Origin of the sequence: Colwellia sp. 20A7 (assembly GCF_009832865.1) — a bacterium.
Taxonomy (GTDB): domain Bacteria; phylum Pseudomonadota; class Gammaproteobacteria; order Enterobacterales; family Alteromonadaceae; genus Colwellia.
On record NZ_CP047130.1, the window covers coordinates 3,272,910 to 3,296,192 of the forward strand.

21 protein-coding genes and 5 tRNA genes are annotated in these 23,283 nt (G+C 35.8%); 2 read left to right on the forward strand and 24 right to left on the reverse strand.

The features are described from left to right. Positions 1-885 precede the first annotated feature (885 nt). The 15 genes from GQS55_RS14100 to GQS55_RS14170 all read right to left on the reverse strand — a co-directional run bounded on the left by GQS55_RS14100 (position 886) and on the right by GQS55_RS14170 (position 11,366). A tRNA-Lys gene (locus tag GQS55_RS14100) sits at positions 886-961 on the reverse strand. A 181-nt stretch (positions 962-1,142) separates the two neighbouring features. After that, a tRNA-Lys gene (locus GQS55_RS14105) sits at positions 1,143-1,218 on the reverse strand. Between the two features lie 88 nt (positions 1,219-1,306). Then, positions 1,307-1,382, reverse strand: a tRNA-Lys gene (locus tag GQS55_RS14110). 174 nt (positions 1,383-1,556) lie between these two features. After that, a tRNA-Lys gene (locus GQS55_RS14115) sits at positions 1,557-1,632 on the reverse strand. Between the two features lie 174 nt (positions 1,633-1,806). Continuing rightward, positions 1,807-1,882 (reverse strand) — tRNA-Lys (locus tag GQS55_RS14120). Between the two features lie 172 nt (positions 1,883-2,054). Beyond that, complete coding sequence (gene ybgF / locus GQS55_RS14125; protein WP_159821116.1) at positions 2,055-2,846, reverse strand: tol-pal system protein YbgF; 792 nt, start codon at positions 2,844-2,846, stop codon at positions 2,055-2,057. A gap of 69 nt (positions 2,847-2,915) precedes the next feature. Next, entirely contained in the window at positions 2,916-3,464 is a 549-nt protein-coding gene (pal, locus tag GQS55_RS14130) for a peptidoglycan-associated lipoprotein Pal (RefSeq protein ID WP_159821117.1), read from the reverse strand. Between the two features lie 92 nt (positions 3,465-3,556). Next, positions 3,557-4,900, reverse strand: coding sequence for a Tol-Pal system beta propeller repeat protein TolB (gene tolB / locus GQS55_RS14135; RefSeq protein ID WP_159821118.1), 1,344 nt, complete (start codon positions 4,898-4,900; stop codon positions 3,557-3,559). An 85-nt stretch (positions 4,901-4,985) separates the two neighbouring features. Further along, a complete protein-coding gene (gene tolA / locus GQS55_RS14140) occupies positions 4,986-5,918 on the reverse strand; it encodes a cell envelope integrity protein TolA (protein WP_159821119.1) in 933 nt (310 codons plus the stop codon). A 1-nt stretch (position 5,919) separates the two neighbouring features. Further along, on the reverse strand, positions 5,920-6,345 hold the full coding sequence (gene tolR, locus GQS55_RS14145) for a protein TolR (RefSeq protein WP_159821120.1): 426 nt from the start codon (positions 6,343-6,345) through the stop codon (positions 5,920-5,922). A 15-nt stretch (positions 6,346-6,360) separates the two neighbouring features. Next, positions 6,361-7,044 carry a protein TolQ gene (gene tolQ, locus GQS55_RS14150; protein WP_159821121.1) on the reverse strand — a complete coding sequence of 228 codons (684 nt, stop codon included), beginning with the start codon at positions 7,042-7,044 and terminating at the stop codon, positions 6,361-6,363. Continuing rightward, positions 7,034-7,471: a tol-pal system-associated acyl-CoA thioesterase gene (gene ybgC / locus GQS55_RS14155; protein WP_159821122.1), complete on the reverse strand. Its 438-nt coding sequence runs from the start codon at positions 7,469-7,471 to the stop codon at positions 7,034-7,036. Before ybgC ends, tolQ begins: the two co-directional genes overlap by 11 nt. A 563-nt stretch (positions 7,472-8,034) precedes the next feature. After that, positions 8,035-9,396 carry a lipoprotein-releasing ABC transporter permease subunit LolE gene (lolE, locus tag GQS55_RS14160; protein WP_236559646.1) on the reverse strand — a complete coding sequence of 454 codons (1,362 nt, stop codon included), beginning with the start codon at positions 9,394-9,396 and terminating at the stop codon, positions 8,035-8,037. Between the two features lie 13 nt (positions 9,397-9,409). After that, a complete protein-coding gene (gene lolD, locus GQS55_RS14165; RefSeq protein WP_159821123.1) occupies positions 9,410-10,111 on the reverse strand; it encodes a lipoprotein-releasing ABC transporter ATP-binding protein LolD in 702 nt (233 codons plus the stop codon). Next, positions 10,104-11,366 (reverse strand): lipoprotein-releasing ABC transporter permease subunit, encoded by a 1,263-nt coding sequence (locus GQS55_RS14170; RefSeq protein WP_159821124.1) that lies wholly within the window; start codon positions 11,364-11,366, stop codon positions 10,104-10,106. Before GQS55_RS14170 ends, lolD begins: the two co-directional genes overlap by 8 nt. A 190-nt stretch (positions 11,367-11,556) precedes the next feature. Between GQS55_RS14170 and GQS55_RS14175 the strand changes: the two genes are divergently transcribed. Then, positions 11,557-12,162 (forward strand): PilZ domain-containing protein, encoded by a 606-nt coding sequence (locus GQS55_RS14175; protein ID WP_159821125.1) that lies wholly within the window; start codon positions 11,557-11,559, stop codon positions 12,160-12,162. A 72-nt stretch (positions 12,163-12,234) separates the two neighbouring features. On the opposite strand, the gene GQS55_RS14180 is transcribed toward GQS55_RS14175, so the two are convergent. From GQS55_RS14180 to GQS55_RS14215, 8 genes are all read right to left on the reverse strand, one after another. Beyond that, positions 12,235-12,432: a hypothetical protein gene (locus tag GQS55_RS14180; protein ID WP_159821126.1), complete on the reverse strand. Its 198-nt coding sequence runs from the start codon at positions 12,430-12,432 to the stop codon at positions 12,235-12,237. Positions 12,433-12,461: 29 nt separating this feature from the next. Beyond that, a complete protein-coding gene (locus tag GQS55_RS14185) occupies positions 12,462-13,148 on the reverse strand; it encodes an SPFH domain-containing protein (protein WP_236559647.1) in 687 nt (228 codons plus the stop codon). A gap of 453 nt (positions 13,149-13,601) precedes the next feature. Next, the gene (gene greA, locus GQS55_RS14190; RefSeq protein WP_159821128.1) at positions 13,602-14,078 is read right to left on the reverse strand and encodes a transcription elongation factor GreA; all 477 of its coding nucleotides are present in this window, start codon (positions 14,076-14,078) and stop codon (positions 13,602-13,604) included. 93 nt (positions 14,079-14,171) lie between these two features. Next, positions 14,172-17,390 carry a carbamoyl-phosphate synthase large subunit gene (gene carB, locus GQS55_RS14195; protein WP_159821129.1) on the reverse strand — a complete coding sequence of 1,073 codons (3,219 nt, stop codon included), beginning with the start codon at positions 17,388-17,390 and terminating at the stop codon, positions 14,172-14,174. A gap of 35 nt (positions 17,391-17,425) precedes the next feature. Then, positions 17,426-18,610 (reverse strand): glutamine-hydrolyzing carbamoyl-phosphate synthase small subunit, encoded by a 1,185-nt coding sequence (gene carA / locus GQS55_RS14200; RefSeq protein ID WP_159821130.1) that lies wholly within the window; start codon positions 18,608-18,610, stop codon positions 17,426-17,428. A 271-nt stretch (positions 18,611-18,881) separates the two neighbouring features. Then, positions 18,882-19,685, reverse strand: a complete 804-nt coding sequence (gene dapB / locus GQS55_RS14205; protein WP_159821131.1) for a 4-hydroxy-tetrahydrodipicolinate reductase — start codon at positions 19,683-19,685, stop codon at positions 18,882-18,884. Between the two features lie 15 nt (positions 19,686-19,700). Continuing rightward, positions 19,701-20,123, reverse strand: coding sequence for a hypothetical protein (locus tag GQS55_RS14210; protein ID WP_159821132.1), 423 nt, complete (start codon positions 20,121-20,123; stop codon positions 19,701-19,703). A gap of 81 nt (positions 20,124-20,204) precedes the next feature. After that, positions 20,205-20,828 carry an FKBP-type peptidyl-prolyl cis-trans isomerase gene (locus GQS55_RS14215; protein WP_159821133.1) on the reverse strand — a complete coding sequence of 208 codons (624 nt, stop codon included), beginning with the start codon at positions 20,826-20,828 and terminating at the stop codon, positions 20,205-20,207. Between the two features lie 194 nt (positions 20,829-21,022). Between GQS55_RS14215 and GQS55_RS14220 the strand changes: the two genes are divergently transcribed. Then, complete coding sequence (locus tag GQS55_RS14220) at positions 21,023-22,366, forward strand: Na+/H+ antiporter NhaC family protein (protein WP_159821134.1); 1,344 nt, start codon at positions 21,023-21,025, stop codon at positions 22,364-22,366. Positions 22,367-22,388: 22 nt separating this feature from the next. On the opposite strand, the gene GQS55_RS14225 is transcribed toward GQS55_RS14220, so the two are convergent. Beyond that, positions 22,389-23,021: a hypothetical protein gene (locus tag GQS55_RS14225; RefSeq protein WP_159821135.1), complete on the reverse strand. Its 633-nt coding sequence runs from the start codon at positions 23,019-23,021 to the stop codon at positions 22,389-22,391. Positions 23,022-23,283 lie beyond the last annotated feature (262 nt).

Below are 23,283 nucleotides of genomic sequence, written 5' to 3' on the forward strand. Positions count from 1 at the left end.
GGGAACGGCTAAGTAATGTGTAGTACTTTGAAGTATTAGCCCTTAGTTTAAAAGCTTGTTAAAAGTATTAGTAAGATATAAAGAAGTTGTCTGTTGCGCAGAATTTAAAACGTTAATTAACTTGTGTGAACGAGCTGAGCTGATCAGGAGCCTTAAAATCTACTTATTCATAGGAGGGAAAGAATATTTACAGGATTAAGTGCTCACTTGTAAAGGATTTGAACCTTCGATTAACGTAGATTAACTGGTTAAAAGCCTGGCTTAGTTTTTTGATATTTAAAAAGGATATAAAGAAAGTGGTCGGCCGTGAAGGATTTAATCTTCGACTAACGTAGATTAACTGGTTAAAAGCCTAGGCTTAGTTTTTTGCTATTTAGCAAGGTATAAAGAAAGTGCTCGGCCGTGAAGGATTTAATCTTCGACTAACGTAGATTAGCTGGTTAAAAGCCTAGGCTTAGTTTTTTGATATTTAAAAATGATATAAAGAAAGTGATGGGCCGTGAAGGATTTAATCTTCGACTAACGTAGATTAGCTGGTTAAAAGCCTAGGCTTAGTTTTTTGATATTTTAAAAAGGATATAAAGAAAGTGGTCGGCCGTGAAGGATTTGAACCTTCGATTAACGTAGATTAACTGGTTAAAAGCCTAGGCTTAGTTTTTTGATATTTTAAAAAGGATACAAAGAAAGTGGTCGGCCGTGAAGGATTTGAACCTTCGATTAACGTAGATTAACTGGTTAAAAGCCTAGGCTTAGTTTTTTGATATTTTAAAAAGGATACAAAGAAAGTGGTCGGCCGTGAAGGATTTGAACCTTCGATTAACGTAGATTAACTGGTTAAAAGCCTAGGCTTAGTTTTTTGATATTTTAAAAAGGATACAAAGAAAGTGGTCGGCCGTGAAGGATTTGAACCTTCGACAAATTGGTTAAAAGCCAACTGCTCTACCAACTGAGCTAACGGCCGACATATTGTGATTTTAGAATAAATCCCAATCTACTTTTTTAACTCAGTAGTAGAGTGTTTTTCTTTTAAAACTTACATTTAAAAAATGCTTTGTCGCGAATATTTTTAACTTTCGACTAACGTAAATTAATTGATTAAAAGCCAGGTTTAATTTTTGATATTTAAAAAGGTATAAAGAAATTGGTCGGCCGTGAAGGATTTGAACCTTCGACAAATTGGTTAAAAGCCAACTGCTCTACCAACTGAGCTAACGGCCGACATATTGTGATATTAGAATAAATTCCAATCTACTTTTTAAACTCAGTAGCAGAGTGTTCCTCTTTTAAAACTTACATCTTAAAAAAGTGGTCGGCCGTGAAGGATTTGAACCTTCGACAAATTGGTTAAAAGCCAACTGCTCTACCAACTGAGCTAACGGCCGACATATTGTATTATTGGAATAAATTCCAGCCTATCTTTTAAACTCGATAGAAGAGTGTTTTATTTAGAAATTTAATTCTAAATAAAAGGTCAGTACTGAAGGATTTAAAGCTTCATCTAACTTAGATAAACAGAGTAAAGCTTTTGCTTTATAATTGCTAATCTAAAATCAAAGTGGTCGGCCGTGAAGGATTTGAACCTTCGACAAATTGGTTAAAAGCCAACTGCTCTACCAACTGAGCTAACGGCCGACATATTGTGATATTGGAATAAATTCCAACCTATCTTTTAAACTCGATAGTAGAGTATTTACTTTTAAAACCTAAGTTTTAAGAACTATTCAATCCAGAAGGTTACAAATCCTCGATTGATTTTGATTAATTAATTTAAAGTGTTAGCTTTATTCTAATTAATCAAAAGTAAAGTGGTCGGCCGTGAAGGATTTGAACCTTCGACAAATTGGTTAAAAGCCAACTGCTCTACCAACTGAGCTAACGGCCGACATCGCGTTTAGGTTGGTGCCTCAACGCGCCGCATATAATACTGATATATAAATTTAGTGCAAGAATAAATTCATTTTTTTTCACTATTACGCCTCGTTTGATTAAAAACAAAGCACATTGCTAGTTTTGTCAACAACAGAAATAGTGAATATAATTAAATTAGAATTCCATTACTTTAATTTATCTAACCGCGGTTTTGCTAATTGTGCTGAAGTTGAGTCAGGATATTCACTTAACAGTTGAAAATATAGCTGCTTCGCTTTCTTTTCATTTTTCTGTTGTTGTGCAACCATCGCTAATTTTAACAAAGCATCAGGTCTTTTACTTGAGTCTTGAAACTGTTCAACAACGATAGTAAATTCTTGGTCTGCTTCAGCTAACTTACCTTTATTAAACAGTAATTGCCCTAACCAATAATGTGAATTAGGCGCATAAGTTGACTGAGGATAAGCTTTATTAAAACTTCGAAATTCAGGAATGGCTTCTTCATATCGCTTATCTTTGAGCACCAAATTCAATGCTTTATCATAAGCCTCATTTTCAGTTAAATCGTCACTATAATTCTTTGTCACTGCAGGAGCATGAGCCACTGTAGTATTAGAAACCTGTGAAGCTGGTTGCAATGCTTCTCTTACACGTTTATCAAGCTCTTGATATAGCTCTCGCTGCCTTTCAAGTACTTGAGATAGTTGATGTGTATGTAATTCAGTAACACCACGTAATTCATTAACCTGGGTTTGTAGATCATCAAGCTGACTTTGAATGTTTACTTGAGCTCGGTTACGAGAATCAAGTTTTCGTTCAACATTAGCCAATTGTTCGGTCAACGAACCTGAGTTTTGGTTCTTATTCGATGCAGAGCTTACGTCGATAACTGGCGCTTGAGCCGCTAGCACAACTGAGGTGCTAGCGGTCCAAATAAGACCAAATAAAACTGCTCTATTAGAAAGGGTTAGTTTCATTTTTTTTCCGATTCTCTTTATTTACAGTTCGCTATGTATAATTAATACATAGCGATTAGTAAATAGTTTTTAGTATACAATTACCGCACGGCGATTTTTAGAGAAAGCTTCTTCTGATCTATCTTTGATCATTGGCTTTTCTTCACCATAGCTTACAATTGATAATTGACTCGCTGATACACCCATATTTTCTAAATAGGTAACAACAGCTTTAGCACGACGCTCACTTAATGCGATATTATATTCAGGCGTACCACGTTCATCTGCATGACCTTCAATTAAAACTTTCACATCAGAATTAGCATTTAAAAATTCAGCATGTGCGTTCAATATTTTTGAAAACTCACTACTAACACTTGAAACATCAAAACCGAAATAAATAATATGTTCAGAACGTAACATAGCTAGTTGTTGGCGTTCTTGCTCTTCAATTTCAGCAGCTCGTTTAGCAGCCTGAACTTTAACAGCTTCTTCAGCTGCTGCTTGCTGTTCTTGTACCATTTCAACATTACTATCAACGCTTACTTGCTCATCTGATGAATCGTTAGAGCTACAAGCAGCTAAAGCTAACATTGGTAAAGCTATAGCTACATTTTTAAGTGTTTTATTTAAAATCATATTATTTTTTTCCTTATTTTACAAAAGTGTAATTTTAATTTTTTCGTTCTTTTTTTATATAATAAATAGTTTTTTATTTAATAACTATCACTTTACAAAAACGGTGACCAAGCAGGTGACTTAACTTGACCATCAAGTGCAGGTAAACGTGCTTTAAAGCGACCATCAACTGACACTAACCCAAGTACCTGCCTATTATTATGTAAAGTACTATATATTATCATTCCACCATTAGGTGACACACTTGGTGACTCATCTAACCTGGTTTTCGTTAGCACTTGAAATAAACCTGAGTCTAATTCTTGTTTGGCTAAACGATATTGACCACGCGTTCTATTCACCATAATTAATTGTTTATTATCTGGCGTAATAGAACCACCTAGATTCATTTCACCATTAAAAGTGAGTCGTCTAACTTTCCCATCGATTAAATTTACGCGATATAGTTGCGGTTTACCACCCCGTTCTGAACTAAATATTAAAGAATTTCCATTTGGTGCCCAACTTGGCTCTGTATCTATCGCTCTATTGCGAGTTACGCGACGTAATGTTTTAGTAGCTAAGGTCATTACATATAAGTCAGGGTTACCATCTTTTGATAAAACCATCGCCATTTTTTTACCATCAGGAGAAAAGCGTGGCGCACTATTAATACCGTCATATGAACTTACAAGTTGACGTTGCCCGGTATAAATATTAATTGTGTGTATTTGTGCTTGTCTGTTCTCAAAAGACACATAAGCTAACTGCTCGCCATCAGGATGCCATGATGGTGACATCAGTGGTTCATTAGAGCTTAATAATACTTGTTCATTAAAGCCGTCATAATCAGAAAAAGCTAATTGATAAGGAAAACTGCCTTCATCTCGTACAATAACGTAAGCAATTTGCGTTAAAAAAGCGCCTTTAGTACCGGTGAGTGATTCGTATACTGCATTACTAATAGTATGAGCATAGCGACGAAACTGCTCGCTGCCAATTTGCGCACTACTTTGACTTAAAATGTGGTCTTCTGTTTGTACCAATTCACCATTACTTAGCATAGAAGTTTGTCCGCCAGTAATTTGTCCGCGAATAACATCAACCAACTGATAACTAACTCGATATTGCCCTAAACTAACTTCTTCTATTGTCCCTGTGACAATAGCTTCAACACCAATACTTGCCCAAGCACTATAGTCAATATTCATTGCTGACGTTGGCAATTGAGGGTATTGACTTTGACTGATCGGATTAAACTTACCACTACGTAATAAATCGTCACTAATAACTTTAGATACTTGCTCAGGAAGTTCGCCTACGCCCTTCCACTTAAATGGCACTACAGCAATAGGTCTTGCGCTATCAACACCTCCAGTAATCACTATTTCAAGTGTTGCCATCGCGGAAGTAGAGAGTAGGGTTATAAAAATTCCAAGTAATAATTTAATTTTCATATTTTTCTATTTAATCCAGTTCTGTTAATTTTTGAGAGTTTTTTTAAACAATCTATTTTCGAATCGATTCTGCTTTCATTCAACATTAAAATTCAGGCACAACAGTAACACCAATATTACGCATTTCTTTAAATATTTCAGGATCTTTAGAAACGGGTAATGTACCTGCTTTAAATACAGCTCTTTTAGCTGCTTCACAAACAACACTATCACCGCTAACGTTTCTAACTTGCGTAACAAAGCCTGAAGATGCAAGGCTTATCATTAGTTTACAAGACTTACCTTCCATTGTTGAACGATCATTAATCATATTTTGATCAATGACATTGGTAATAAGCGCTGCATAACGTTGTATTTCAGACATCATTTGTTGCTGACGAGCTTTATTACGTGTAGCCATTTCCGCCGCCATTTGTTCCGCTAGTAATTTTTCTTGTGCGGCTCTTTGTGCTGCTTCTTGCTCTTTACGTTTGCGTTCCGCTATTTGCTTTTTACGAAGATCTTCCGCTTTTTTTGCTTCAGCTTCAGCAGCTAACCTTTTAGAACGAGCTTTTGCCGCTGCATCTTCTGCTTTTTTCTGCTCTTGTTCTTTTTGTTTTCTTACTTTTTCAGCATTTTTAGCTTTAGTATTCGCTTCTTGCGCTGCTTTATCCGCTTGTTTTTTCTCTTGTTCTTTAATCTTACGCTGCTTTTCTAATTTTTTGATTCGTGCTTCTTCTTGTGCCCTACGCTTTTTAGCATCATTTGCACGTTTTTCTATATCTTCAATTCGTTTTTTCTCTGCCGACTGTTCATCTGCTTTTTGCTTTTTAATCTCATTTATCGCTTTTTGTAGTTTTGCTCCATCGACTACTGTTGCTTCTATCGGCTTAACTTCTTGCGCAATTGAAGCACTTGCTTTCGGTTTTATTTCGCTGTTAAAGTCACCCATAAAAAGAACAGCAATCAAACCTACATGTAAGAAAACACTTAGTCCAATAGCTTTGATAAAGGTGCTCTTGTTATATTCTTCCGTCACTTTAGTTCTCCAACGGTTCTGTCATTAAGCCCACCGATGGTACACCAGCAACATTTTGTAGTAATACCATTAACTGTATAACTGCATCATATGAAACAGCACCGTCACCATTGACAACAACCGGTGTGTCAGGATTTACCAATAAATGGGCCTTCACTAATGTAGCGACTTCTTCAGCTGATAGTGGTTCTTTATCGTTCGCACCTAAAGTAATATAGTATCGCCCTTGAGCATCAACTGAAGCAACCAAAGGTGGTTTAGTATCTTTATCTAATGGCTCTGCATCTGCTTGAGGTAAATCAACTTTAACCCCTTGCGTAATAAGTGGCGCAGTCACCATAAAAATAATCAACAATACCAACATAACATCAATATAAGGGACAACGTTAATTTCAGCGACTTTTCGGCGTCTAACTCTGTTATACATAAAATACGCCCTTATTTATTCTGGCTTACCAGCGACTGTTTGTCGTTGTAGAATACTAGAAAACTCTTCCATAAAATTACCGTAGCTATTTTCAAGCTTTTCTACTTTATGACTAAATCTGTTAAAAGCCATAACCGCAGGGATGGCGGCAAAAAGCCCCATAGCCGTTGCAATAAGTGCTTCAGCAATACCTGGTGCTACCATTGCTAATGTAGCTTGTTGTACAGAGCCTAATCCAATAAATGAATTCATAATCCCCCATACCGTACCGAACAACCCGATATAAGGACTAATAGAGCCAACAGTTGCCATAAAAGGTAAATGCATCTCTAAATTATCGACTTCGCGTGATAATGCAACTCGCATAGCGCGCTGAGTACCATCAATAATCATGGTTGGATTATCAATATGACTTTTACGTAAGCGTGCAAATTCTTTAAAGCCGGCAACAAATAAGTTTTCAACACCTTGAATTTCAGCTTTAGTTGAAATTTCATTATAGAGTTTACTTAAATCAGCACCACTCCAAAATTTATCTTCGAAGCTTTTCAGTTGTTGCTTAGCTAAACTAAGTGCTTGTCGACGTTGAAAGATCATCCCCCAGCAAGCCACAGAAAAACCCAATAACACCAACATAACAAACTTAACCAATAAACTGGCTTCTAAGATGAGTTCTACAATTGAAAGTTCAGCAGACACGTTTTAACGCTCCTAATATAGATTCTGGAATAGCCATAGGTTTTACTTTTTGAGAGTTATGACTTTGAAAATTAACACAAGCAACACGAACTGTTGCAGTGCATATTAATTGTTTTGCTTGATTCGTGATTTGTTGGTTAAACACTAAACTAGCACGTTTTAACGTTACTATAGTAGAGTTAACATTAAGTACATCGTCCAGTTTAGCTGAAGCAATATTGTCCATTTCAACCTTTCTGACAACAAAACCAATATTTTGTTCTAAAAAATTAGCTTGGTTGATACCAAGTTCTCTTAGCCACTCGGTACGAGCACGCTCAAAAAACTTTAAATAATTGGCATAATAAACAATTCCACCCGCATCAGTGTCTTCGTAATAAACTCTTAACGAGTAATCTTGGCTTGTATTTAATTTTATATTTGACATTTACAACAAGGTTTCTAAGCAATCGACACAAGTGAACATATACTAATAGATAACCTAGTAGACAAACAAGGTGAAGTTAATGAATAGTTACATTTTATAGCAAAAAAGTGACTTTTTATGTTACCGCTCATTTACGATTAACACTTACTAATCCAAATTAAGCGTAATATTGATTAAAAAGTACATCTGTTTTCTATAAAACATCGAGCATTCATTAGTTTTTCTAATGCGAGAAGCTAATTTTATTAGTTTGTCACACTACATAAACAAACCTATAATAAACTTGTTTTCTGATATAGCGCTTTCGCAATGATAATTTACTCTTCCCCTGTAAAATTATCATTTACTAGAAAACGATGAATTGATATTTTTTTGTTTTATCTTTTCTCGACATGTTTAATGTAATTTCATATAGACTTCCTTCTATCAACTTGATATTTAAGTTGGCCCGCAATAATTTGTGGGCTTTTTTTTGCCTAAAATTTAAAGAATTAAACATAAACTGAGTTTAATGAGAACAGTATCAAAGCAATGCTATTGAACTAGAGTACTAGTAGAACAACTTATAGTTGACCTAATACTTGTGCTGGTTCAATTTTTGTTGCTCGCCAAGCTGGATATATAGTGGCGACTAAAGACATTAGTAATGCGGTAACAATAGTAATATATACATCAGACATATTTAATTGGCTAGGAATATGATCAATAAAATATACATCTGCAGATAACACTTTTAGTGTAAATATGTTTTCAATAAAAACTACAATATCAGAAAGGTTAAGCGCTAATAACACGCCAAGAAATCCACCAATAGCCGTGCCTAGTAAGCCATTCACTAAACCTTGATATATAAAGGTCAACATAATTAACTTATGACTAGCCCCCATTGTTTTTAGGATAGCAATATCACCTTTCTTATCATTAACCGCCATAATTAATGTCGATACAATATTAAAACTTGCAACAGCAATAACCAGGACTAACACTATAAACATAACCATACGTACCATTTGTATATCGTTAAACAAATGCCCTTGCGTACGTGTCCAGTCCATAATATAAACATAATGATTGAAATTAGCCGCAATAGAGCGAGCTACACTCGGCGCAGAAAAAACATTCTCTATTTTAATTCTAATCCCTTGTGCTTCATTGTTTTGATAACCTTTAATTTCAGCTGCTTGTGTTAATGATATATAGGCAAGTGTTTCATCAACAGTACCGCCAAACTTAAATATACCAACAATTTCAACCTGTCTTTTCACTGGTGCAGAAAATAAGTTTTGATTATTCAGGTCATTTATTTCAGACTTATGGCTACTTGGTGGTAATAATATCTGTACTTTATCACCTAGCTTTACTGCTAATTTTTTAGCAACTCCCGCGCCAATAACTATTCCATTCCCTACCTGCTCTGTTGCTATTGTGTCATTAATTTTTTTACTAACACTTGAGCCCGATAAAGCATGCCAACTACCTTCGACCATATAACTTTCAATATCTGATACAAGCGTTTCTAGCTGAACATCAACCCCCCTGATCTCTAATGCTTTTAATTGACTTTTATGTTGCATCATACCTGTTAGGTTTATCACTGGTGCGGCTGCAATAACTTCAGGATTACTCGCTATGCGCTTAACATTCAAAGGCCAATTTGATATAGGCTCATCAACCGATATTAGTTCCGCATGAGGCACTATTGATAACAGTTTATTTGCTAACTCTCGTTCAAAACCATTCATAGCACTTAATGCGACAATTAACACCATGGTACCCAAGGCAATGCCAAGAGTAGAAGAAGCTGATATAAAAGTAGAAAAGCCATGACCATGGCGACTACGAACATAACGAAAAGCTAAAAAAACACTTAACGGTTTGAATATTGAAGTGTTAATTTTTTTATTAGAACCAGTAAAATTCGACATAGTTTATGCTCGGTTAATTGCTCACATTGTTATGTTCTGCAAAGTTCGATAACTTGCCATGGTCTAATTTTAATTGTCGATCCATCCGCATTGCTAAAGCAATATCATGCGTAACAACAACAAAACTGGTTTGTACACTTTTATTAAGACTACGAATAAGTTGGTATATTTGCTCTGCTGTATCGCGGTCTAAATTACCTGTTGGTTCATCGGCTAAAATTAATGAAGGTTTAGTCACTAATGCTCTAGCAATAGCTGTACGTTGTCTTTCACCACCAGATAATTCACTGGGTCTGTGATTAAGACGATGAGCTAACCCCACTTGCGATAATACTTCTGAAGCAGCAGCAATCGCTTGTTTAGGCTTATCACCTCTAATCAATAAAGGCATAGCTACGTTTTCAAGGGCGGTAAACTCCATCATTAGATGATGAAATTGATAAATAAAGCCTATATGTTGATTACGAAAAGTCGCTCTTTCTTTATCCGATAAACTTAAAATATTAACATCATTAATAAAAACTTCACCTGAACTAGGTAAATCTAAAGCGCCTGCAAGGTGTAAAAAAGTACTCTTGCCACAACCCGAGCTACCCACAATGGCAAGTAGCTCGCCTTTTTCAACTGTTAGCTCTAGTTTATCCAAAATCTTAGTTTCTATATCGCCCTGCTTATATGATTTAGATAATTGACTACAATGTAATACTTTACTCATTACGTAAAACCTCTGCTGGTTGGGTTTTTGATGCTTGGAAAGCTGGATATAACGTAGCGATGAAGCTCATCCCTAAAGCTGATAGAACAATAACAACAACATTTACTAGCTCAAGCTGAACAGGTAAAGCTTGCATAGCATAGCCACTACCTAATATGTTCAACCCTAACGTTGACAATATTTCATTTAAATTTAACGCAATTAATACACCTAAAATACTACCGATCATCGCTCCCCATAAACCATTTACCATGCCTTGAGTAATAAATATTTTAACTATCCCAGCTCTAGACAAACCTAATGTTTGCAATATACCTATTTCACCTTGTTTTTCAACAACTACCATAACTAGTGCTGAGACAATATTAAAAGCAGCAACAGCAACAATTAAACTAAGCATTAGCCACATCATCTTTTTCTCCATATTAACAGCAGAGAAAAGTGCTCCTTGAGTTTCACTCCATGTGGTATAAGTTAATTTATTCAATGAGGTTGTCTGCAGGTTAGTCGCTGTTAATGTATTTACAACTTGTTGCGCATTAAAAGCATCATCTAAATAGAGTCGTAATTGATCAATGCCATCACCAGTTCTACGCAATAATTTGGCACCTGATTCGCTATGAATATAAACCATTGAGCCATCAACTTGAGAGCCAACATCGAAAATTCCACGAATAATAAATTTACGCTGTACAGGAATTCTCCCCATCGGAGTAAAAATAGTTTTATTGGGTAAAACAAGACGAACCGTATCATTTATTGTTACTTTTAATTTTCTTGCCAGGGATTGGCCAATAACAATGCTATAGGGATGTTCGGATAAGCTATTTAAAGAGCCACTTATCATATGAGTACTTATAATGTTTTTTTGCTCAAATTCAGGGATAATCCCTTGCAATAAAACACCTTGTAAGTTTTTTGACGATTGAATAAGTGCTTCGCTACTTAAAAAAGGAGTTACCTGTTCAACATGCTTTTGTTGCAACAACTCTTCTCTTAAGGCAGGCCATGACTTAAAGTCTTCACTTTTTGAATCATTTAAGGATTGAGCAACAATAACATGCGGCACAATACCTAGAATACGCTTCTTTAACTCCCCTTCAAAACCATTCATCACAGACACTACGGTAATGAGCGAGGCTACACCAAGCAAAATGCCAACGGTTGAAAAAAAAGTAATGAATGAGATAAAGCCAGTGCGCTTTTTACTACGGCTATAACGTAGTCCAATAAATAGGCTAACAGGTTGAAACATTTAATTATTGTTACTGGAATTAGAAAATAAAAAAGATAATTAAGCATAACACAGCCTGCAATTATTTAACGCTTTACTTGTTAGAAAGTATGTCTAAATTTTTGTATATCTGCTATAACCTTATAATTAAATAAGATTTTTAAACGCTTGAACTAAGTAGTATAAAATTCATGTAATCAAAGTGACGATAATGAATAAAGAAATAACAGAACAAAAGCTAGTAAAATATAATGAATTTTTTTCAATTGAACATGACTTTTCAATTAATATATTAGCGCTTGATAAAAACAAAAACCCTACTTATGACGAGTTTATTAACAACATGCCAACGCCATTTAAAATGGCCAGTGACATGTCAAGTTTAGATCAAGCCGCATTACGCCCATTGCAAGCTCTATCTGGCGTTGCGAGTAAACTGGTTGAATTTTTAAATCATCAATCAAGTAAAATTGACTTACTGATTGGCTACATATTAAAACAAGAAGATGATGAAGAACATAGATACCAAGGTATAAAATTTGGTGGTGGTGGCTTATTGTTTACTAGCAAAAAAGCTTTTGAACCATCACAACTTCTTGAATTAAAGATTTTTTTACAAAGCGAAAATTATGCCGTGTATTGTTATGGTGAAGTTATCGAAATAGAAGAAATTGATAGTAACTATTTACACAAGGTTATTTTTCATTTTATACGTGAAGACGACAGAGAAATATTAGTGCGTACAAGTTTACATGAACAATCTAAACAGCTTCAAGCACTTGCTCAGCAAAGAAACCAAGAAGATAAAAATAATTAAGCACCATAATATCCTTATTATGAAGTGCTTTTAATTAATATAAATAACATAAAAAAACAGTATAAAACTTAGCTAATTCTTATCTTTATTCTCTTCAACAATAGTTATCGTTTTTTGAATTAGCTTCACTCGTCCTGAGTCAACTAATGCTTTTCGTAAAACATATTCAATTTGTGCATTAACACTGCGAAGTTCATCGTCAGACCAACGCTGTATTGCTGCTAATACATCAGGGTTTATTCTTAATGGAAAGCTTTTTTTAGCCGCCATAATAACTCCTATAGTAATTTTTATTGTGGCTAATAAAGACTGCCAGTATTCACAACAGGCTGTGTGCTTTTATCACTGCATAGCACTACCAATAAGTTACTTACCATGGCAGCTTTTCGTTCATCATCAAGCTCAACAATTGATTTTTCAGAAAGTTGCGTTAGTGCCATTTCAACCATACCGACAGCGCCATCAACAATTAATCTTCTCGCAGCAATAATGGCAGATGCTTGTTGGCGTTGTAACATTGCATTAGCAATTTCTGGCGCGTAAGCTAAATGACTAATACGTGCTTCATGTACTCTTACACCGGCTTTTTCTAACCTTTCTTGTATCTCGATCTTTAATGCTTCTGAGACCTCTTTAGGATGACTTCTTAAAGCAATTTCATCGCCATCATGTTGATCATACGGATAACTAGTCGCCATATTACGCAAGGCTGATTCACTTTGAATATTGACAAAACTAATATAATCGTCAACTTCAAACATCGCTTCTGCAGTATCATCGACCGACCAAACAACTACAGTTGCTATTTCAATAGGATTACCGTGATTATCATTCACTTTCATTTGGTTTGATTCAAAATTTCGTACTCTAAGTGAAATATTTTTACGTTTAAAAAAAGGAATACTCCAACGTAAACCATTAGACTTTGCTGTACCAACATAACTACCGAAAAAGGTCATCACTTTTCCCTGATTCGGCTGTACCATAAAAAAACCAGGTAATATAAAAATTATAAACGCGATGCCAATGAAGAATAAAATCCCTACATTATAATTAACAACTTGATTAATAACCATCGCGATAATTAGCAATAGGCAAGAAAAATACCATAGCCATTGATCGAAAAACCTTTTTTCTCTTTCATGCTCAACCCTTAAAACAAATAATTATGATATCAAAACGATATCACTAGAATATATATTAATATCTGAAGTTGTCAACTAAATAATACCAGTTTCATCAATTAGGTGAATAATTTTATACGTAGAAAAAATTGCCAATACAAGGCATTTATTTCAATAACTAGTTGTTCTAATTATTAAATAAAAAGCATAAAAAAACCCAACATTAATAATAATGTTGGGTTTTAAATGAATCTATTTAATGTGACTTTAATTAGTACTTACGCCCAAATTAAGTCAACCGATTTAGATTATTAGCTAAATATGCTCTACAGCCATAATTTCGTATTCTATTACGCCACCTGGCGTGCTAATTTCAATTTCACTATCAACCACTTTCCCAATCAAACCGCGAGCAATAGGTGAGTTTACTGAAATTTGTCCTAGCTTAATATCTGCTTCATCATTACCAACAATCTGATACTTAACTGTTTCTTCTGTATCAATATTTAGTAAGGTAACCGTCACACCAAATATAACTTTGCCATGATTAGGTATTTTAGTTACATCAATAACTTGAGCATTACATAAACGACCTTCAATATCTTGAATTCGTCCTTCGCAGAAACCTTGCTCTTCTTTTGCCGCATGGTATTCAGCATTTTCTTTTAAATCACCATGTTCTCGTGCATCAGCAATGTCTTTCACAATGCGAGGACGTTTTTCTGTTTTCAAAAATTTTAGTTCTTCTTTTAACTGTTCGGCACCAAGAAGTGTCATTGGATATTTTGTCATTTTACTCTTCTTTTTATAACAAGAAAGGTGGTTATCCATTCTATGAATAGACAGTAACCACCTTTATTAAAATAATGTTTTGTAAATTAAATACTATTTACAACGCTTATGTAACTCTTGAATAGACGTAACAGTATTTCTGTCATCTGCAGCATGTGCTTGACAGGCTGCAAATGCAGCATTTAATGTTGTCGTATAAGCAACTTTGTAGCGAAGTGCGCCACCACGTAATACTTTAGAATCTTCAATAGCTTTACGCCCTTCAGTAGTATTAATAATGTAACTATACTCACTGTTTTTAATTCTATCAAGAATATGTGGACGACCTTCATGTACTTTATTAACTAAACGTACTGGAACATTCGCTTCACCTAAGATAATTGCGGTTCCGTGTGTTGCATCAAGTTCATAACCTAAAGCAACCATTTGTTTAGCGAGTTCAACTACACGCACTTTATCAGAGTTACGAACTGAAATTAATGCTCTACCCGACTTAGGTACAGATACACCAGCACCTAAATTAGCTTTAGCATAGGCTTCTTCAAAAGTGTCACCGACGCCCATAACTTCACCTGTTGAGCGCATTTCTGGGCCAACTAAAGGATCACTACCATGGAACTTGTTGAAAGGAATAACCACTTCTTTTACCGAATAAAACGGTGGAATAACTTCTTCAGTAATACCTTGCTCGGTAAGTGACTTTCCAGCCATAACTCGGGCACCAACTTTCGCTAATGGTACAGATGTCGCTTTTGATACAAACGGTACAGTACGTGCTGCACGAGGGTTTACTTCAATTAAATAAACCTTATCACCTTTAACAGCCATTTGTGTATTCATTAAACCGATAACACCTAACTCAAACGCTAGGTCTGTTACTTGCTTACGCATTACATCTTGAATCTCTTGGCTTAAACTATAAGCAGGTAATGAACAAGCACTGTCACCAGAGTGAACACCGGCTTGTTCAATGTGTTGCATAATGCCGCCAATAACCACTTTTTCGCCATCACAGATAAGATCAATATCCACTTCAATCGCATCGTCTAAGAAGTGATCTAACAATACTGGTGAATCATTCGATACACTTACTGCCTCTGTCATATAACGACGTAAATCATCTAAATCGTAAACGATTTCCATTGCACGACCACCTAATACATAAGATGGGCGAACAACTAATGGGAAGCCAATTGCTTCAGCTTTTGCCATTGCTTCATCTATTGATGTAACAGTCGCATTTTCAGGCTGTAGTAAACCTAAACGATCTACCGCTTGTTGGAAGCGCTCTCTATCTTCAGCACGGTCAATAGCGTCAGGAGAAGTACCTATAATTGGCACACCTGCAGCTTCTAAAGCACGAGCAAGTTTAAGTGGAGTTTGACCACCATATTGTACAATAACGCCTTTTGGCTTCTCAATTCGAACAATTTCAAGTACATCTTCAAAGGTAATTGACTCAAAATATAGTCGGTCTGAAGTATCATAATCCGTTGAAACTGTTTCAGGGTTACAGTTAACCATGATTGTTTCATAGCCATCTTCGCGTAGCGCTAATGCAGCATGAACACAACAGTAATCAAATTCGATACCTTGCCCGATACGATTTGGCCCACCACCTAAAATCATAATCGATTCTTTGTCTGTAGGATTAGCTTCACATTCTTCATCGTAAGTTGAATACATGTAAGCAGTATCTGAGCTAAATTCTGCAGCACAAGTATCTACACGTTTGTAAACTGGATAAATGTTAGCATTATGACGTTTTTTACGAATTTCAGCTTCTGAAACGCCAATAACATCAGCAAGACGAGCATCAGCAAAACCTTTACGTTTAAGTTTACGTAAATAGTCAGCATTAAGAATTTTCAATCCGCCTTCGGCTACTTTGGCTTCTTCTAAAACGATGTCTTCAATTTGTACTAGGAACCAACGATCTATTTTAGTTAAACGGAAAATATCATCAACCGTTAAACCTAAACGAAATGCATCAGCGATATACCAAATACGATCAGAACCCGCTTCTTGTAATTCATGCATGATTTTGGTTTTAGCACCTGGCTGTGTTACATCAACCATAGAATCAAAACCATTAACGCCCACTTCTAAACCACGTAATGCTTTTTGCATTGACTCTTGTTGATTACGGCCAATAGCCATAACTTCACCAACTGATTTCATTTGCGTCGTTAATCTATCTTCACAACCCGCAAATTTTTCAAAGTTAAAACGTGGTATTTTAGTTACTACGTAATCAATTGTTGGTTCAAATGATGCTGGTGTTTTACCACCAGTAATATCATTTGTTAATTCATCAAGGGTATAACCTACCGCTAATTTTGCTGCTATTTTGGCAATAGGGAAGCCTGTTGCTTTAGACGCTAGCGCTGATGAACGTGATACACGAGGGTTCATTTCAATAATAACCATACGACCAGTATCAGGGCAAACACCAAATTGTACGTTTGAACCACCTGTTTCAACACCAATTTCACGTAATACAGCTAGTGAAGCATTACGCATAATTTGGTATTCTTTGTCTGTTAACGTTTGCGCTGGCGCAACGGTAATAGAGTCACCGGTGTGAATTCCCATTGGATCTAAGTTTTCAATTGAACAAATAATGATACAGTTATCATTTTTGTCACGAACAACTTCCATTTCGTACTCTTTCCAACCAATTAATGATTCATCAATTAATAATTCTGATGTTGGTGAAAGGTCTAAACCACGAGTACAAATTTCATTAAATTCTTCGATGTTATAAGCAATACCACCACCTGAACCACCCATGGTGAATGAAGGTCGAATAATACAAGGAAAACCTAAGTTTTTACTTGCAGCATGAGCTTCTTCAATTGTGTGAACAATTTCAGCACGTGGTGTATCTAAGCCAATAGCTTTCATCGCTTTGTCGAAACGGCTACGATCTTCTGCTTTGTCAATTGCATCAGCAGTTGCGCCAATCATTTCAACATTAAATTCTTTTAAAACGCCTTTAGCTTCAAGTTCAAGCGCACAGTTTAATGCTGTTTGGCCACCCATAGTAGGTAGCACGGCACAAGGACGTTCTTTTTCAATGATTTTTCTAACGACTTCCCAGTGAATAGGCTCGATATAAGTTGCATCGGCCATATCAGGGTCAGTCATAATTGTTGCAGGGTTAGAGTTTACCAAAATAACTCGGTAACCTTCTTCACGTAATGCTTTACATGCTTGCGCACCTGAGTAATCGAATTCACAAGCCTGACCAATAACAATTGGGCCTGCACCTAAGATCAAGATACTTTTTAAATCTGTTCTTTTTGCCATGTCTGTATTCTCTCTTCTCTTGTCAAGGGTGTGGGTTAAGCCTGTTTTGCTTTGGCGTCGGTTTTATATTCGTTAATCAAGTCAATGAAATGATCAAACAATGGTGCTGCATCGTGTGGACCTGGACTTGCTTCTGGGTGACCTTGGAAACTAAAGGCTGGTTTGTCTGTGCGATGAATACCTTGTAAAGAACCATCAAATAACGATTTGTGTGTTGTTCTTAAGTTATCAGGTAAATTGTTTTCATCAACAGCAAAACCATGGTTTTGTGAAGTAATCATTACTACATCGCGGTCAATATCTTTCACCGGGTGGTTAGCACCATGATGACCAAATTTCATTTTGACCGTTTTAGCGCCACTGGCTAAACCAAGTAACTGATGACCTAAACAAATACCAAACACAGGGATATCTGTTGTTAAGAATTCTTTAATTGCAGTAATAGCATAATCACATGGTTCAGGGTCACCTGGGCCATTTGATAAAAATATACCGTCAGGGTTCATGGCTAATACATCACTTGCTGGTGTTTGTGCTGGTACTACCGTTAATTTACAACCGCGGTCTACTAACATACGTAAAATATTACTTTTCGCACCAAAATCATAAGCAACTACATGAAAGTCGAAACTTTCTGGTTCAGAGAAACCTTCGCCCATGGCACTACCTAGCGCCCAACTACCTGAAGTCCATTGGTATTGCTCTTTAGTTGAAACAACTTTAGCTAAATCCATTCCTTTAAGGCCAGGAAATGCTTTAGCTTGTGTTAAGCCATTACTTTCTGCGGCTTGTAAACTACCTTCATTAGCGTCATCAATAGTTAGAATACAACCATTTTGTGCGCCTTTTTCTCGTAAAATACGTGTGAGTTTACGTGTGTCAATATCAGCTATACCTAATATATTATTGGCAATAAGATATTCACTTAAGCTTTGTTCACTTCTAAAGTTACTTGCTAGTAATGGTAAATCACGAATCACCAAACCTTTAGCAAAAATAGAATCTGATTCTTTATCTTCACAGTTAGTACCTGTATTTCCAATATGCGGGTAAGTTAGCGTGATAATTTGCTCTGCATATGAAGGATCGGTGAGGATTTCCTGATAACCTGTCATTGAAGTATTAAATACTACTTCACCAACAGCCGTTCCCTTTGCACCAATTGCGGTGCCTTTAAATACAGTACCGTCTTCCAGTACTAAAATCGCAGATATAGCCAATGTAACCTCCAAAAAAGAAGAAAAGAATGCAGTACCTTTACTATTAAAGAAAATTTAAACAATGTTTAAGTTCTCTTCAGAAGCAAGATAAAACAATCACAAAATTTGCACATAAAAAATGCCAAAAAACGGCTTAAAGCTAAATTTTTGACAAAATCCACTTATTTTACGCTTGTAGACTACTTTCGTCTAGTGAAATTTTCAAAAACCTATTCTTTTATGTGATTTAGCCACTTTTAACCGTCAAGTAGTTAAAAGTAGTAGTTATCTATTATTTTAAGCCTAAAACATCCTGCATATCGTAAAAGCCATTATCAGCTTCACTCAACCAGAATGCGGCTCTCATAGCACCTAAAGCGAAAGTCATTCGAGAACTTGCCTTGTGTGTAATTTCTATACGTTCACCTAAATCGGCGAAATAAGCCGTGTGCTCACCGACAATATCTCCAGCTCGAACAGTGGCAAAACCAATGGTTTCCCTGCTACGTTCCTCTGTAATTCCTTCTCGGCCATACACTGCACATTCATTAAGATCTCGGCCTAAAGTATCAGCAATTACCTGCCCCATTTTAACAGCGGTTCCAGAAGGAGCATCTTTCTTAAATCGATGATGAGCTTCAAAAATTTCGATGTCAGTATAATCACCAATGGCTTTGGCAGTAATTTCAAGTAGTTTAAACATTAAATTAACACCAACTGAGGTATTAGGTGCTAGCACGATAGGCATTGACTTTCCGGCCTCTTTAATAATGCTAACTTGTTCGTCGTTAAACCCTGTTGTGCCAATAACTAACGCCTTATTATTTTCTTTACACCAGTTAATATTTTCAAGCGAAGTTTCTATCGATGTAAAATCAATAAAGACTTCTGCGTCGTTCAACTGGCTTAACTCAGTCACGGTAGTTAAACCCATTGCGCCAATACCGGCTAATTCACCCAGGTCAAATCCTGCAAATGAAGAACTAGCACGAACGCTGCCGCCAATAAGTTCAATACTTTCATGTTCATGGGCTGCTTGAATAAGATTACGACCCATTCGGCCACTACAGCCTAATATTGCTACTTTTACTTTCATTTCTATTCTCTACTGTTAACCTGTCAGCATAACAGGATAGTCTAATGTTTGTGAGTTGGATAAATCATGGGAAACAACATTAACAATTTTCAGTGCATTATCAATTAAAATCAAATGATATATTGCACAGAAATCAGCAAATATTTCCCCTTTATCATTAAGAAACTCCCAATCAACACTCACTAACAATAAATGCTCAGTGACTAAAGAGTAACTTGCTTTTTTGATAAGTATATCACTGGTTTTTTCTTGCTGTAATTGGTTAAAAATCGTAGTAAGCTCTTGCTGACATGCTTTAATGTTTTTCACTAAAACAATTTGATTTGGTGTATGCAAAGTACAAGGTAAATGATAATTAGCAGCAGCCTTATTAAGATCATAATGGACGAATGCTGATAAATATTCTTTTAAAAATAACGTTACTTTTTTAGTCTGCACTTTATTTTACACCTGCGAGATAAATTAGATTAATTTTCACTTAAAAAAAAGCCCTCAATTGAGGGCTTTAAAATAATTGAATTAGCTAACAATGCTAATTAATTCCACATCAAATACTAAAGTAGCATAAGGTGGGATAGCACCTTGTGAGCCTTGTTCACCATACGCTAAATTATAAGGAACAGTTAGCTTCCACTTGCTGCCTTCAGTCATTAACTGTAATGCTTCTGTCCAACCAGCGATTACGCCGCCAACTGGAAACTCTGCTGGCTGACCACGTTCAACTGAGCTGTCAAATACATCACCATTTGAGAATGTACCATGATAATGAACACGAACAGTGCTAGCAGCTGTTGGTTTATCACCGTCACCAGTTTCAATTACTTCGTATTGTAAACCAGACTCTGTAACAGTAACTTCATCGCGTTTAGCATTTTCAGCTAAAAAGGCTTCGCCTTCAGCTGCTTTTTCTTTAGCGATGGCTTGCTCTTGTTCTTGTAACTTTTTAGAAACTACAGTGAAAGCTTCATTTAAGTCTTCATCTGATACTTGGCTTGCAGCATTAGTTAATGCATCAGCAATACCTGCTTGTACTGCAGTAATATCAAATTCTTTAAAAGGGTTGTTACGTAATTGATCACCTAATTGACGACCTACACCGTAGCTTACACGTTGCTCAATTGTTTCGTATTTGTTTTCAGACATATTTTTTCACTTACTTTTTTAAAAATTTGCGAGAGTTTATCATAAAGCTTTACTAGTATGTAGGGGACGAGTATCGCAATTTGTTATTTTTTATAAGCGGTTTAAATATAAATACAAATCACTACTTCACACCACGTTGATTTAACGAATATAATAAGCAACGCATGTACCATCCATAGTAAGAATAAATATTTATGACTACTTCTATAGCAGAAGACAAACCAACAACGAAGAAAAAAAGTTTAATTGCATTATTACCTTTTGCTGTATTTCTTGGCATTTTTTTAGGTACAGGTATTATTTTAACGCTACAAGGCGTTGAATTCGCTTTTTATCAGCTCCCTGCTAGCATCGCTATAATTCCTGCTATTTTTGTTGCTATATACTTAGGCAAGGTATTAGGTAAAGAGCCTATTGATAAACAAATAGGGCAATTTATTAGTGGCGCAGGCCACGCCAACATAATGACTATGTGTATTATTTATCTACTCGCAGGTGCTTTTGCAACAGTAGCTAAAGCAACAGGTAGTGTTGATGCTAGTGTGCAGTTAGGTCTAGCATTTTTTCCAACTTACCTATTATTACCAGGTTTATTCTTAGTTGCTGCATTTTTATCAACGGCCATGGGTACTTCAATGGGAACCATTGCCGCTATTGCTCCTATTGCTTTAGGTTTTATAGAGTCTGCCGGTATAGACTCAGCATTAGTTGCTGGTTGTTTAATTTCAGGTGCAATTTTTGGTGATAACTTATCTATAATTTCTGATACGACTATTGCGTCAACACGTAGTCAAGGTGCTCACATGAAGGATAAATTTAGAGTTAACTTTAAATTTGCGGTACCTGCAGCCATTGTTTGTTTAGTTATATTCTCAATTTCAGGACAAGATATTGATTATCAACTGGTTAGTGACCCTGCCGTTTTCGGTCTTATTCCTTATATTGTTATTCTCATACTTGCTCTCTCGGGTGTTAATGTTTTTGTCGTATTAGCGTTAGGTATAGTATTGGCAGCAGCAATTGGCATGTTAACCAACGACTATCAATTATCAGCGTTAATAACTGATATCAATGCTGGCTTTTCTAGCATGCAAGATATCTTTATTCTGTCATTATTTATTGGTGGTTTAAGTGAATTAATTCGCCATCAAGGTGGATTATTCGCTCTCACAAAAACTATTGAGTCGTTCGCAAAGAAATTAAGCCCACATAATAAGAAGCGTGCCGCTGGTTTAGGTATTGCAGGATTAACTTTTGGTTGTAACTTTTTTACAGCCAACAATACAGTATCAATTATTATAACAGGCGAAACAGCAAAGGATTTAGCCAATGACGGGGAATTAACACCGGCACAATCGGCCAGTTTACTCGATGTGTTTGCCTGTATTAACCAAGGTTTATTACCCTATGGAGCACAAGCGTTATTATTAGGTTCAACGTTAGGTATTTCGCCAATAGCAGTCATATCTCATGCATTTTATCCGATGATATTGTTCTTTACTGCTGGTATTGCGTTCTGGCGAATGACAAAAAATTAAGGATTCAGTATAGGCTTTAAACTTAATTAATTAATGTGGTGCTGTCTTTTGTAACGCTATAAATATCACTTGGTTTAAAGCCTAAAGTTATGTGAAAACCTTTACTTTTTAATAAAAAACGTTGACGAATTAATTGTCCATCAGCGCTTTGTGCAACAACAAAGTAGGTTTTATTATCATCGCGTTCAACTGTGCCTAAACCAAGTAAATTAATATTAACTTGGTTCGCTAAATCACCTGTAATATCTGAGGCAAGGAATTTTTCAATTAATGCTTTATCTGCTAGTTGGTATTCTGGTGGACTAATTAATGTCATATGAAATAGTTGATGATCTCGTGCTGCTTGAAATGCCCTATATTGTTGAAAATCTTCCCCTAATAATTCTTCTAACTGAATTAAATACACTGATAGCTCTGCACGACTAACAATTGCACCTAAATAAGTTTGCCCTTGATTATCTTTCAACGTTGAAACTTTCAAACGAATAGTTTTGATATTTTCTCTATCGTTAGATGGCTTATTTTCATTTAAGTTTAACGATTGAAGCACCCTAACCTGCTTTTCTGTCAGTTCGACTTTATTATTGCCCATACCATGAGCTGAAACATTAAACAGCACGAAAAGGATAAATACGGTTATCAAAATTTTAGTCATGAAATTCTCTTTTTATTATAAATAAATTATTAAGATCTGTTGATCTTTCGAGATTGCTTTTGCAGCTATTTATTGGCTTTTTATGAAAAACAGAGCCTTTGTCATGTGGATGTTCCGCATTAAAAGGCGATAACACCATAAAAATGGCCAATAAACGCTGTCCGAAGGGTTCGGCTAAAGGCCCTTTCCTCTTTGTTAAGTAATCTTTGCTTAGAGTGACTAAGCTACACACTACTCGCCTCGATTAAAACGCTTTTGTCTC